The sequence below is a fragment of the Methylobacterium isbiliense genome (genome assembly GCF_022179325.1).
Classification (GTDB): domain Bacteria; phylum Pseudomonadota; class Alphaproteobacteria; order Rhizobiales; family Beijerinckiaceae; genus Methylobacterium; species Methylobacterium isbiliense.
Map to the genome: position 1 here is coordinate 72177 of NZ_BPQQ01000004.1, position 12420 is coordinate 84596.

Genomic DNA, 12420 nt, shown 5'->3' on the forward strand with positions numbered 1-12420 from the left:
GGCGGGTCAGCTCCCGAACGGCCGCTCCGGGTCGAGCAGGTCGGCCCCGAGCAGGGGGTCAATGAGGCTGTCTTCCTCCGGCACGTCGAAGGGGCGCAGGGAGCGCGGGCCGCGGTTGAGGCGCCGCAGCGCCCCGAGGAGCGAGCCCTCCCGGGCGATCGCCTCCGTCACCCGTTCGGGCGGGAGGGCGAGGTGCTCGGCGACGAGCCGGTCGCGCAGGGCCGTGATGGTCGCGCGCGTCGCCGCATCGGTGCCCTCCACGGCCAAGTCGCATTCCGTGTCGAGCGCGACCGAGCGGTTGTTGAGGTTCGAGGAGCCGACCCGCAGCGCCGTGTCGTCCACGACGATGAGCTTGGAGTGCACCAGCACCTGGCACTCGCCGTCCCGGCCCTCGCAGCCCGGATAGCCGATGAAGAGGCGGCCCTCGCGGTCGGCGGCGCGCAGGCGGCGGATGATGCGGTCGCGCGGCGAGCCCATCGCCACGCGCTCGGGCAGGCTGTGCGAGCGGCGCGTGAGCACCACGAGGATCTCCGGGCCGCCCGGCCGCTCCAGCTGCTCGGCCAGGATGTCGGCGACGTAGGCCGCCGTGAGGTACTGGGCCTCGATGAAGACCGTGTGCCGGGCGCGCCGCAGCATGTCGGCGGTGAGCGCCGCCGCCTCCTCCACGCTCTCCTGGTCGGCGAGCGCCGGCATGGTGCGGGCGATGGCAACCGGGATGTCGGTGAAGTCGGCCGCGAGCCCCGCGGGCCAGAGCGGCGCCGCCCCGCCCAGGGGCGGCAGGGCCTCGCCGGTGGCGGCCCGCCAGCGCTCGCGCGCCAGTTCGCCGATCGCGCGGGCGGCCTCGCCGTCCACCGCCATCTGGGTGTCGTGGACCGGCCCGTAGGGCTCGCCGTCGGGATCGATCCGGCGCGGATCGTCGGGCCAGTGGTCGGGGGTGTCCCAGCGCCCCACCGTGAGGTCGATCCCGCCCGCGAAGGCGAGGGCATCGTCGATGCAGACGATCTTCTGGTGATGGGCGGCGTAGATCGGGTGGCGCGTGTCGAGCTTCACGGCGATGCGCGGGTGCTTCATCCACTCGGCGCCGAACAGCATCGGCAGCGCCGCCCCCGGGCCGTGCACGGTGCCGATGCTCCACAGGAGGATGCGCAGGTGGAGATCGGGCCGCGCCTCCACGAGCAGGCGCAGGAACGGGCCGAGCGGCGGGGATTCCTCCTCCGGCGCGTCCTCGCGCAGGCGGATGCGGCCGTCGAAGTCCCAGCCGATGATGGTGATGCTGTGCCGGGCCTGCCGCAGCGCGCTCTCCAGCGCCGCGAAATAGGCGGCGGCGTCGATCAGCACCGCGGCGCGGCCGGCCCGCGCGACGCGCCAGCAGTTGCGGCCGGGCACGAACAGCTCCGCTTCCGCCTCCGGCCGCGCGGCCTGCACCGGCACGTGGTCCATCCTCGTGGCTGCGTCCGACACTCTCGGCCCTCGTGTTCCCGGGGTCCGGCGGCACCCCACACCAGAACCACCGAGCGGGCGGAGCGTTGCAGCGCCGCACTGACGCGGCGGGCGCGTCCTTCGTCTAGCCCAGCACCCGGACGTGGTTGTCCCAGGCCCGGGCCGCGAGGTCGCTGCCGCCGAGGCGGCGCAGGGCCTGCCCGTCGGCGGCGCCCAGGGTGGCGACCCCGGCATGCCCGGAGGTGACCACGAACAGGCCCGCGGCCGCGCCGGCGGCCGGAGCGGCGGGCGCGACCCCGCAGACGTCCGGCATGCGCCGCCGGCCGAGATAGCGTCCGCTGCCCCGCTCGAAGAACGCCACCGTGTTGCCCCGCGGCGAGGTCGCCGCGATGACCCGCTCCGCGCCGCACAGCGCCACCGAGCCGACGTAGTTGTCGAGCGCCGCGAGGTCGTCCTCCGGCATCGGCAGCAGGCGCGGCGGACCACCCCGCGGCAGCACGCCGACGAGGAGCGGACCGTCCTCCGGGGCGCCCTCCCACTGGCAGGCGAAGACCGCCTCGCCGTCGCCCGCCACCGCGAGGTGGCGGATGCTCAGGCCCCGCAGGGCAGGACCGAGATCGGCCTTGAGGAGCGCGCGGCCGCTCGCCGGATCGAGCAGGACGAGGCTCGGCGCCATCGCGTCGGGGTTCAGGATCTCGCGGCCGGTGCCGGGCTGGGTGCGCGTGCCGCCGTTGGCGATCAGGATCGGCCCGCCCGGCAGCAGGGCGAGATCGTGGGGGCCGAGGCCATGGGTCGGGCGCTCGTCCACCCGGGCATAGGCCGCGGCGGCGTCGTAGATCCCGAGCACGCCCTCGCCCGCGCCGGGATCGTCGGCGCCCGCGCGGTTCTCGGTGGCGTAGAGGAGCCGGCCGTTGGGCGAGAAGGTGCCGTGGCCGAAGAAGTGGCGGTCGGGCGGCGTGGTGATCAGGCGCAGCACCCTGCCGGTCGTGCGCTCCACCACGGCCGCCCAGTTGCCGGGCCGGCGGGCGAACACCACCACCTCGCCGTGGCCCGGCCGCGCCGCCGCGCCGTGGCCGCGGGCGGGCAGCCGCGTCGCGTAGAGGAGGCGCCCGTCGCCGTCGAAGGCCGCCACCGAGTCGCCCTCCCGTCCGCCCGGGTCGAGGCAGGCGGAGAGGTAGACGGGACCGCCCGCCGCGGCGCGGCCGGGACCCGCGAGGGCGGCCGCGAGGGCGGCCAGGAAGGAGCGGCGGTCGAGCAGCTTCAATCTCCGTCGCGGCTGTTGAAGCCCACCGTGACGCCGAGCGCCTCGGACAGGATCGGCTCGGACACCGCGGAGGCGGAGCGGACCGCGTCGCGCAGGAGCAGGACGCGCACCCGCTGCTGCGGATCGGACGCGAGATCGCCCAGCGACGCGGTGCCGGCCGCGAGCCGGCCCGCGACGGCGCGGGGCGTGTCGAGGCCGGCCAGCACGGAAGCCAGCGCCGCGGCGTCCTGCGCCAGGGCCGTGCGGGTGAAGGCGTCGGCGGCGTCGAGATTGACCCGGATCGCCCGCAGCGACCGGCCGGCCCGCCAGCCCTCCGCCGCCAGGGGCCGGGCCTCGTCCGCGCTGCGGCCGAGCACCGTGCCGATCTTCGCGTCGGCGATCGCCTCCAGGAAGGCGAGGTGGTCGGTGGCGAGCCGCGTCACCGCCTCGCGCGCCGCCTCCGGGCTTCCGCCCTCCAGCCGGGCCGTCAGGCCCTCCGGTCCGGTCCAGCCCGCCAGCGTCGCCGCGGCATTGCGCGCGAGGCCCTGCGCGATCGCCGCGCCGAGCGCCCGGCGCCGGTCGCCCGCCGGCCCCGCGAGGTCGCGCCGCAGCGCTGCGGTGCTCTCCGGATCCTCGCCGTAGAGCAGGCGTTCGAGGGCCGAGAGGCCCTGCGCGGCGGCGCTCGCCCGCCGCAGCCGCTCCGGGGTGAGTGCGTCGGAGGCGGCGAGGAGGTCGGCGAGCGCCTTGCCGATCGCCCCGCGGCGCTCCGGCCAGTGGGCCATGCGCTCGTAGCGGGAATCCTCGTCCACGGGGCCGTAGCGCACCATCTCGATGCCCGCCCAGGCATCCGCGGCGGCCTGGAAGGCCGCGTCGAGCCCCGCCGCATCCGCCCGAGCCCCGGCCGCGAAGGCGCGCCACGCGGCGTCCTGGGCGGCAGTCGCTTCGGCGAGGACATGGTAGCGGGGAACCGCGACCTCGCGCGCGAGCCGCAGGGCCGTGGCCCGGTGGTCGGGCGCGGCGGCGCGGGCGCGGTGCGCGACGAGCGCCGCCGCGGCGAGGCCGAGGAGCCAGCGGCGGGTCGGCCGGCCGCGCACGCTCGGCGCCGCGGAGGTGCGGGCGCTCTCAGATCTGCGGATCATGCTGTGGTCCATGAGTCAGTATCTTGCGTGCCCGATGACGGATCGGGCGAGGCTCGCCCGCGCCCCGGTCGGGACCGGCGCGCGGCGGAAGCGCGGAACGGTCGCCATCTACAGCGACCCGACATAGGCGAAGAGCCGCGCCCGCTCCGCCTCCGGCAGCGCCTCGGCGCGGCGGCGGCTCGCCGCAGCCTCGCCGCCGTGCAGGCGCACGGCCTGCGCCACGCCGGCCGCACGGGCATCGTGCAGGAGCCCGGCGCCGAGCGCGAGGCGCCGCGCCAGGCCCCAGAGGGGCGCGGTGCGCCACTCGGTCGGGGCGATGCCGGGCTCCGTCGCGCCCCCGTCGAGGTCGGGGCCGAGATCGTGCAGGAGAAGGTCGGTGAAGGCGCGCACGGGCCCGTCGGGCGAGGGCAGGGCCGGCCGGTGGCAGGCGGCACAGCCGGCCTCGGCGAAGAGGCGCTCGCCGGCCGGGTCCGGGGCCGGCGCGGGCGGGGGCTCCAGCGAGGCGAGGTAGCGCGCGATGTGGCGCACGAGGGCCGCGCCGATCTCCGGGCGCGCGTCGCCGCGAACGGCTGCGAGGCAGGCGGCCTGGATGCGCGTGCAGTCGCCGCCCGGGGCCGGGCGCTCCGCCGTCGAGAGGCCGAGATCGAGGGCGAAGGCGGTCGCCACCTGCGCCTCCAGCGTCGCCGCCGTGGCCTTGGCGCCGAAGCGGCCGACCGGACCCTCCGGGCCCTCCGGCCGGTGGGCGCGCCCGCGCAGCCCGCCGCCGGCCTGGGACGCGGCGAGCGCCAGAATGGCGGCCTCCGGCACCGCGGCGAGGCGCCCGAGGCCGCGCAGCGGCGGCGCGGCGCGGGCGCCCACCCGCACGCCCGCGGCCGGGGGGCCGTAGGCGGAATCGGCGAGGTGGTAGCGGCCGTTTCCGTCCCGCCGCACCGTCCCCTCGGGATCGACGCCCGGCACGCCCGCGGTCTGGATCTGGCGGCCATAGGCCGGATCGGGGGCGCCCGCGGCGTCGGACAGGCGCAGGACCAGGTTCTCGCCCGTCACCCGCCCGTCCGGGGCGACCGCCACGGGCCGCCCGTCGAGCCCCTGGTGGCAGGCGCTGCAGGCCCGCGCGTTGTAGAGCGGCCCGAGCCCGTCATTGGCCGTGGCCGAGGCGGTGCCGGGAATCCAGGCCCGCCGGAACAGCGCCCGCCCGATCAGCGCGTCGAGATCGCCCGCCTGGGCCGCAGGAGCGGCCGTTTGCGCCGCCGCCATGGCGGTCAGCGCCGCCGCCAGGGCGAGGCGGCGCCTCACGCGGCGACCCTGAGATAGCCCATCATCCCGTATTCGAGGTGTTCGAGGATGTGGCAGTGGAGCATCCAATCGCCCGGCGCCGCCACGAAGGCGACCTCGACCCGTTCGCGCGGGTTGAGGATCACGGTGTCGGCGAGGTGGCGCGGCAGGGCTTGGCGCGAGGCGGAGATCACCTCGAAGGTGTGGCCGTGCAGGTGGATCGGGTGCGGGTGGGGCGTGAGGTTGATCCACTCGAACAGGTAGGGCCGGCCCGCCTCCAGGCTGTCGAGGGGCGGGGGCAGCACCGCGCCGGGGCCGTGCGGCCAGGACTTGGCGTTGATCGCCCACAGGCTGGTGTCGCGCACGCAGAGGCTGTCGAGGAGCACCCTGGCCAGGGGGTCGCCCGGCGGGATCGCGTCCGCGAGCGAGCCGCCCGAGGAGGCGCCGAACCGGAAGGTCCGGCGCTCGGCCGCCGCCGGATCGGCGACCCGCGGCACGCGCGAGGCGTAGAGGGGGGCGGGCGCGAAGGCTCCCCGGGCCGCGGGCGCGCCTGAGGCCGTCAGTTCGGCGATGGTCCAGGGCTCGGCCGAGCCGTAATCGACGACCCGCAGGATCTCCCCCGGCCGGGCGGGGGCGCGCACGAGCAGGTCGGCGCGCATGGCCGGGCCGAGGCGCCAGGAATCGACGTCACCGTCGAGAGGGAGGGGGCCGAGGGGCTGGCCGTCAGTGGCGATCAGGGCCGCCGCGCCGCCCTCCACGCCGACCTGCACGATCCGGGTGCCGTCGAGGTTGAGCAGGCGCAGGCGCACGTCCCCGCCCGGGGGCACCGCGGCCCGCATCGGCCCGGCCGTGCCGTTCACGCCCCGCACGGTGCCGAAGGTCCCGGCCCGGCCCGCGCCCTCGCGGGTCTCGAAGGGCAGGAAGCCGCCCTCCGCGGCGAGCCGCCAATCCTTGATCGCCACCACGAGGTCGGCATCGGCGTAGTCCGCGGGCGCGTCGCCCTCCACGACCAGCACCGCCATCAGGCCGCGGCCCGCCTGCCCCGATTCATCGCAATGCGGATGCAGGAAGTAGGTGCCCGGATCGGGCAGCGCGAGATCGTACGCGAAGGTCTCGCCGGGACGCACCGGGGGCTGCGTCAGGTAGGGCACGCCGTCCATGCCGTTCGGCACCCGCACCCCGTGCCAGTGGATCGAGGTGTGGACGGGCAGACGGTTGTCGAGGGTGGCGCGCAGCCGGTCCCCGACCCGCGCGCGCAGGACCGGAAACAGGGGCTGCCCCGCCTCGGTGAAGGACCAGACCCGGCTCTCCGGCCGCCCCGGGCCGAGGATCGCCGCGGGCCGCTCGCGGGCCGTAAGGGTGAGCACCTGCGTGCGGGACGGGCCGTCCGCGGGGCCTAAGGGGAGCGCCAGCGGGTCGTCGGCCGCCCGGCCGGGCCGGAGCAGGGCCGTGCCCGCCGCCCCGATCCCGGCGGCGAGGAGCCCGCGGCGGGTGAGGGAGGCGGTCAGCGCTTCTTCCCCACGGCGCCCGGGTTGTCGAGGCTGTCGGAGCCCTCCACCGAGACCGCGAGGCCGAGCCGGCTCACCAGGGCCTCGATCGCGCGGGTCTGGGCCACGAGGGCGTCGATCGCCGCCTGGATGATCCGGTTCCCCTCGGCGTTGCCCTCGCCGATCATCTGGTCGTAGGCCTCGATGCCGGAATCGGCCCGGTCCTTGATCGCCCGGATCCGCTCCGAGGCGGCCTTGAGCGCGGCGTCGAGCCGGCGCGCCTCCTCCGGGGCCTTGGCGGCGGCGTAGGCCATCAATGAGGGCCCCTCGACCACCCGCCCGTCCGTGCGCAGGTAGCGGCCCGTGGCGATGGCGGTGATGCCGACCTGATCGTACCAGTGCGCGTTGTGGGTGTTGTCGGAGAAGCAATCCTGCTCCTCCTCCGGATCGTGCAGGGTGAGGCCGAGCTTCATCCGCTCGCCCGCCATCTCCCCGTACGACAGGGAGCCGAGGCCGGTGAGGATGGTGGCGAGCCCCGCCGTCTCGCCCTTGCGCGCGAGCTCCTCGCGCGCCTGTCCGTTCGGCCCCCAGAGATCGGCCATCGCCTGGAGGTCGCGCACGAGGAGCGCGCTTGCGGCCTTCAGGTAGGCGCGGCGGCGGTCGCAATGGCCGTGGGTACAGGCCGCATCCGCGGCGTAGTCGCTGGCCGGCCGGTTGCCGGCCCCCGGCCCGGTGCCGTTGAGATCCTGCCCCCAGAGCAGGAACTCCACCGCGTGATAGCCCGTGGCGACGTTGGCCTCGATCCCCTGCGCCTCGTGCAGCGTCTCCAGCAGGTCCGCGTCGATGGTGGTGGCGTCGACCTGCCGGCGCCCGATGCGCAGGCGCGGGTTGGCGACGACGTTGGCCCGGAACAGCGGGTTCTCGTCCGAGGCCTCGCCGTACTTCGCGGTGTCGACGTAGTCGATCAGCCCCTCGTCGAGGGGCCAGGCATTGACCTTGCCCTCCAGGGCGTCGACCGCCTTGTTGCCGAAGCGGTAGCCCTCGGTCTGCATGTAGGGGATGCGGGCGCGGATCCAGGCCTCGCGCGCGGCCTTCAGGGTCTCGGGCGAGGGCGCGGCGAGCAGCGCCGCCACCGCCCGGTCGAGGTCGCGCGCGCCGGCGACCGCGTCCTCGGTCATGGCCTGGGCCAGGGTGGCGTAGGTGTCGAGCACCGCCCGCGCCGGGGGCGCGGGCTCCGCGCGGGCCGCCGTCGCCAGGAACAGCGCGGCGAGGAGGAACGCCGGGCGGGCGGATGTGCGGGGCATGCGGGACCATCTCCGGCGGAGCCCGTGGCCGGCCCCTCGATCGGGGCGGCACTCTGGCGCCGGGCCGTCCGGCATGCAAACGCGTCCGCTGCGCGCTAGTGTCTCAATTCCGAATGATTTCAGTTCGCAGTCCGGCGCGCCGGCCCTGCACCGAGGGGGCCGCGCCCCGCGACAGGATGCAGCCGGGCGGGTGACGGATCAGTGGAACTCAACCCCGATCACGCCGGGCCGCTGCCAGACTACCGTCGAGGCCCAGCGCAGTCCGCCGGCCTTCAACTTGAGATAGACGGTGTCGGGAAACCGGAAGCCGAGCGGCACGATGATGCGCGCGCCCTGCGCGTCGACGTCCACCAGCGTGCCTTTGACGTCGTCGATCGACTCGTCCGACGAGATGACGACCGGCTTAATCAGATTGGAACGGGTGTGAGCGCGTCTCATTGGCATCAAGGAATCGATCGTTGTGGTCGTCGCAACATCTAGTACGGATAGCATAACATTTGGATGTCGCAGTTTCGATTCCGACTTAGGCCATGTGGCTATTGCTTGGCCTATACTGAAGCAAAACAGCTCAAAGATCGATGGTTGTCGGCTCGAAAGGCTCGTTTTGGCTCTCTGGGCGAGCCGTTGACGCAAAATGCTCTAGCGTGATCGCAGGCCGGAGGATCGGTTACGGCTCCGCCTCGCGGTGCGCCCGCGCGCGATTCGCCGCCGGTGGGTCAGCCGGCGACGGGGGCCATGCCGGACCGGTCCTGCCCCGCCACCGCGATCCCGGCCGCCCAGGCGTCGAGCGCGCCCGCCTCGATGCGCGCGCGGGCATGGCGGTAGCCGATCTCGGCCACGGCCGCGTAGCTGCGCCACGCCCTCAGATCGATGCCGGCGAGCGGCGGGCGCAGCACCGCGGTGGCGCGGGCGCGGGCCATGGCCGCCGAGGCGTCGCTCGACAGGGTGGCGGAGCGCAGCAGGATCTGGGCGATGCCCGGCATGGCGCAGGGCACGCCGAGCGCCCGGCGCAACAGGCGCGAACGGAGGCTGCGCCGGGGCATCGTGTCGAGGGCAAGGTCGCTCGCGACGTCGACGGCGAGCACCGCGCCGCGCCCGCGGGCGGCCATCAGGTCGGCCGGCAGGTTGTTCATGATCCCGCCATCCACCAGCACGCCCTCCGGGGCGAGCACGGGCGGCAGCAGGCCCGGGATGGCGATGCTGGCGCGCAGGGCCGGCGCGAGGAGGCCGCGCTCGTGCACCATCGCGGCCCCGGTGGTGAGGTTCGAGGAGACGCAGAAATAGGGCAGCCAGAGATCCTCGATCCGCGCATCGCCGAAATGCTGCGCGAGGCGCCGGTCCACCTTGGTGCCGCGGGTGAGGGCCGCGAGCGGCAGCGTGTAGTCGTTGAGCGGCGAACTCTCCACGAAGGCCGAGACGGTGTGGGCCTGGATCTCGGGCAGGCTCCAGCCCATCGCGAGGCTGGCTCCCGTGACGGCCCCCATGCTGGTTCCGGCCACGAGATCGACCGCGAGCCCGGCCTCTTCGAGCGCCCTCATCACGCCGAGATGGGCAAAGCCCCGCGCGCCGCCCCCGCCGAGCACCAGCGCCCGCGCCCGCCCGCCCGCGAGGCGCGCCACCCGTGCGAGGTCCGCGGCGCTGCCCGCCCGCGCCTGGAGACGCATCGCCACCGGCAGCCCGGCCAGGGTCGGGTCGAGCGGCGCCGGGCGGAGGGCGTCGCGCGGCTGCAGCATCACGAGGTCCTGGCGCGTCCAGCCCGGCACCGGCATGGCGATGCGGCCGTCGAGGGCGCCCCGCGCCGGCCGGCCGGGGGCGGCGAGCAGCAGCACGTGGTCGGCCCGGCGCAGGCACAGGTTCGGCCAGCCCGGACCCGGCGCCTCGGCCGCGTAGACGACGTGGTCGTGGGCCGTCTCGTAGGCGTGGAACCACGTCTCGTCCGCCTCGTCGGGCCATGCGGCGAGGCAGCCCGTGCGCCCGGGGAGGGCGGCGGCGAGCCGGGCCGCGAAGGCCGCCGGGTCCACGTCCCCGGTGACGCCGATCACCGCGAAGGTCATCGGCGCGACGGCGAGGGGCGTGTGGGCCGAGACCGTGCGCAACCGCTCCGCGAGGAGCCGCGCGAAGTAGAGCATCGTCGCCGGATGCCGGGCCACGAGGTCGTCGAAGGCCGTCTTGGAGAGGCGCAGCAGGAAGGCGTCGCGCAGGGCGGTCGCGGTGGCCGAGCGCGGCTCGCCCGAGAGCAGCGCCATCTCGCCCACTGTCTCGGGGGGGCGCACGCGGGCGACGGGGCGCTCCTCGCCGCTCGCCGCATCGCGCGCCGAGATGCCAATCGTCCCCGACACCAGGGCGTAGAGCGCGTCGGCCGGGTCGCCTTGCCGGAACAGCACCTGCCCGCCCGCCACCGCGATCGGTTCGAGGCGCGCCCGCAGCGCCGCGGCGGTCGCCGCGTCGAGGGCGGTGAGGAAGGGGATCTCGGGCTGAACGACGCTCCGCATGTCCGCCCTCAGGCCGCCATCCCGGCCCCGGCCTTGGCCTTGAGGTTCTGGGCCGCCCGGGCGTAGCCGCCGCCATTCCCGTCGATGAAGTGGACGTGGTCGCTCTCGCTCGGCACCACCGTGATGCAGGTCGTCAGCGCGGCGGACTGGCGGTGCAGGCCGAAGCGCACGAGGCCCGCCGCTTCCGCGGCGGCGAGCCGCCCCTCGATCGCCGCCGCGAGGGCCTCGTCGCAGTCGAGGGTCATGCGCAGCCCGTCGTCGTACTTCTGGAAATCGGCATTGGCGACGAGTTCGCGCCGGTAGCGCGCGGGCTCGAAGCCGCCGACCCGCAGGCCGAAGCGGAAGATCAGGGAGGCGGCGAGCGTGCGCGCCAGGACGGCGAGGCGGCGCACGAGGCGCGGCTGCCCCGCGCTCCGGGAGGCCGCGACTTCGAGCGCGATCCCGTCCGACGGCCAGTACAGGGGCGGGCCCTCGTCGGGCAGCGGCCGGCCCATCGCCGGCGCGGCGGCCACGAGGCGGAGCACGTCGCCGATCACGCCGCGGATCGCGGCCGGGTCGGCGCCCTCGGCCCCCACCACCAGCACCGACAGGATCAGCCCGTGGCGCGCCCGCGCGGGAGCGAAGCGGCAGGTGAGGCCGGTGAGGTCGGGCCGTGCCCCCGGCGCGGGCGCCACCGCGTAGAGGCCCCGCTTCAGCGCCCGCTCCGCGAAGGCGAGGCCGCCGCCGGTGACCATCGCGTAGGCGACGTGCGGCGAGGGGGCGTAGCGGGCGATGCGCAGGTCGTGGCCCGCCTGCCGCAGCGCCGCGACGGGCACGAGCGCGGCGCGCAGCCTCAGGTTCATCTCGGCGCCGACCCACGCCACGGTGGCGGCGAGCGCCGCCCGGGCGGCCTCGGCCTCGTGCGGCGCGACGAGGATGCTCGCCCCGTCGCCCCCGAACACGAAGGCCCGGTCCTGCCCGCCGAGGGCGTTGCGCACGGCCGCGATGGCGGCCGCCCCCGCGTAGTTCACGGCCTTGTAGCGCCCGGCCGCGATGGCGGCGGTGGATTCGACGATGTCGGTGACGGCGAGCCACCACCCGTCCGGCACCGCCCGGTAGGCGCCGTCGTCGAGGACGCGGGCGAAGTCCGTGACCGGGACGAGGTCGGCGTAGACGAACGCCCCCGTCCCGCAGCGTGCCCCCGCTCCGGCCGGCGCGGATCCCCTCGTCATCGCGGCTCCTCCTCGGGCCAGCCTATCACGGCCGTGCGCAAGCGCACGCGGATCGGTCTGCGCCGCGGCACTCAGCGGACAGGTGGCGGCGATCGGCGCCGCCCGAACCGGAGACGACCGATGACCCGCCAGAATCCCCTCGCCGCCCTCACCCCCGTGCTCGGCACGCTCGCGGCCTTCTTCGGCCTGATGGCCGTGGCCTTCGCCTGAACCCCCCCCGCCAGCCCCGCAAGGAGCCCGCCATGCGCACCGTGCCCGCCCTCGCCCTCCTCCTCGCCCTCGCGGCGCCCGCCGCGGCCGAGACCGCCGCCGCACCGGCCATGCCCCGCCCGTTCCGCCACGTGACGCTGCTTGGCACCACCAAGCCCGACGGCGCCGCGCTCGACGCCCGCGGCGGCACCCGCCCGGACCTCGACCGCCGCAGCCGCGCCCTCGGCCGGCTGATCGCGACGGCGATCTGCCGGGGGTGCTGACGAGACTCCCCGGCGCATCATCCGTGCGATCCCGCCCTCAGGCTTTGTGGCGTCGCAGGCCCGGATCGCGCGCGCCGAACGCGCGGCACCGGGCGGCCTCACGGCCCGTCGTCGGGCTCCGGCTTCCCGCGCAGGAGTGCGGCTACCACCGCGTCCTCCCGGCCCGGGTCGGGCGCAGGCGCGGGCGCCCCGCGCAGGAGATCGCGCGTGGCGCGCACCTGCTCGGCGAAGCGCCGGCAGGGGGCGCAGGCCGCGAGGTGGAGGCGCAGCCGCGCCCGCAGCGTCAGGTCGAGGTCGTGGTCGAGGAGCGCGCTCGCGTGCTCGGCCGCTTCCCGGCACTTCATCCGCTTCTCCTCATG

The 12420-nt window shown here is 76.0% G+C and carries 11 protein-coding genes; 1 reads left to right on the forward strand and 10 read right to left on the reverse strand.

The window, feature by feature from the left end; translation table 11 throughout:
- Positions 1 to 6 precede the first annotated feature (6 nt).
- The 9 genes from MFF61_RS02035 to MFF61_RS02075 all read right to left on the reverse strand — a co-directional run bounded on the left by MFF61_RS02035 (position 7) and on the right by MFF61_RS02075 (position 11588).
- Positions 7 to 1461 carry a phospholipase D-like domain-containing protein gene (locus tag MFF61_RS02035; RefSeq protein ID WP_238233446.1) on the reverse strand — a complete coding sequence of 485 codons (1455 nt, stop codon included), beginning with the start codon at positions 1459 to 1461 and terminating at the stop codon, positions 7 to 9.
- A gap of 103 nt (positions 1462 to 1564) precedes the next feature.
- Positions 1565 to 2704 (reverse strand): DUF1513 domain-containing protein, encoded by a 1140-nt coding sequence (locus MFF61_RS02040; RefSeq protein WP_238233447.1) that lies wholly within the window; start codon positions 2702 to 2704, stop codon positions 1565 to 1567.
- Positions 2701 to 3822, reverse strand: a complete 1122-nt coding sequence (locus MFF61_RS02045) for an imelysin family protein (protein WP_238233448.1) — start codon at positions 3820 to 3822, stop codon at positions 2701 to 2703. The genes MFF61_RS02040 and MFF61_RS02045 overlap by 4 nt, the downstream gene beginning before the upstream one ends.
- 108 nt (positions 3823 to 3930) lie before the next feature.
- Positions 3931 to 5115 carry a di-heme oxidoredictase family protein gene (locus MFF61_RS02050; protein ID WP_238233449.1) on the reverse strand — a complete coding sequence of 395 codons (1185 nt, stop codon included), beginning with the start codon at positions 5113 to 5115 and terminating at the stop codon, positions 3931 to 3933.
- Positions 5112 to 6461 (reverse strand): multicopper oxidase family protein, encoded by a 1350-nt coding sequence (locus MFF61_RS02055; RefSeq protein WP_238233450.1) that lies wholly within the window; start codon positions 6459 to 6461, stop codon positions 5112 to 5114. Before MFF61_RS02055 ends, MFF61_RS02050 begins: the two co-directional genes overlap by 4 nt.
- 137 nt (positions 6462 to 6598) lie before the next feature.
- The gene (locus tag MFF61_RS02060) at positions 6599 to 7885 is read right to left on the reverse strand and encodes an imelysin family protein (protein WP_238233451.1); all 1287 of its coding nucleotides are present in this window, start codon (positions 7883 to 7885) and stop codon (positions 6599 to 6601) included.
- A 198-nt stretch (positions 7886 to 8083) separates the two neighbouring features.
- Positions 8084 to 8323, reverse strand: a complete 240-nt coding sequence (locus MFF61_RS02065) for a PilZ domain-containing protein (protein WP_238233452.1) — start codon at positions 8321 to 8323, stop codon at positions 8084 to 8086.
- Between the two features lie 278 nt (positions 8324 to 8601).
- Complete coding sequence (locus MFF61_RS02070; protein ID WP_238233453.1) at positions 8602 to 10377, reverse strand: patatin-like phospholipase family protein; 1776 nt, start codon at positions 10375 to 10377, stop codon at positions 8602 to 8604.
- 8 nt (positions 10378 to 10385) lie between these two features.
- Complete coding sequence (locus MFF61_RS02075) at positions 10386 to 11588, reverse strand: DUF3095 domain-containing protein (protein ID WP_238233454.1); 1203 nt, start codon at positions 11586 to 11588, stop codon at positions 10386 to 10388.
- 242 nt (positions 11589 to 11830) lie between these two features.
- Here MFF61_RS02075 and MFF61_RS02080 point away from each other — a divergent pair, with 242 nt between their 5' ends.
- Entirely contained in the window at positions 11831 to 12061 is a 231-nt protein-coding gene (locus tag MFF61_RS02080; protein WP_238233455.1) for a hypothetical protein, read from the forward strand.
- Positions 12062 to 12159: 98 nt separating this feature from the next.
- Here the strand turns inward: MFF61_RS02080 and MFF61_RS02085 are convergent, their stop codons facing one another.
- Positions 12160 to 12405 (reverse strand): zf-HC2 domain-containing protein, encoded by a 246-nt coding sequence (locus MFF61_RS02085; protein ID WP_238233456.1) that lies wholly within the window; start codon positions 12403 to 12405, stop codon positions 12160 to 12162.
- Positions 12406 to 12420: the final 15 nt, after the last annotated feature.

What these genes read in the sequence shown, in the direction of transcription:
- MFF61_RS02045 (WP_238233448.1), bottom strand. Translation starts at nt 3,822, where the DNA reads ATGATCCGCAGATCTGAGAGCGCCCGCACCTCCGCGGCGCCGAGCGTG.
- MFF61_RS02060 (WP_238233451.1), bottom strand. Translation starts at nt 7,885, where the DNA reads ATGCCCCGCACATCCGCCCGCCCGGCGTTCCTCCTCGCCGCGCTGTTC.
- MFF61_RS02065 (WP_238233452.1), bottom strand. Translation starts at nt 8,323, where the DNA reads ATGAGACGCGCTCACACCCGTTCCAATCTGATTAAGCCGGTCGTCATC.
- MFF61_RS02070 (WP_238233453.1), bottom strand. Translation starts at nt 10,377, where the DNA reads ATGCGGAGCGTCGTTCAGCCCGAGATCCCCTTCCTCACCGCCCTCGAC.
- MFF61_RS02075 (WP_238233454.1), bottom strand. Translation starts at nt 11,588, where the DNA reads ATGACGAGGGGATCCGCGCCGGCCGGAGCGGGGGCACGCTGCGGGACG.
- MFF61_RS02080 (WP_238233455.1), top strand. Translation starts at nt 11,831, where the DNA reads ATGCGCACCGTGCCCGCCCTCGCCCTCCTCCTCGCCCTCGCGGCGCCC.
- MFF61_RS02085 (WP_238233456.1), bottom strand. Translation starts at nt 12,405, where the DNA reads ATGAAGTGCCGGGAAGCGGCCGAGCACGCGAGCGCGCTCCTCGACCAC.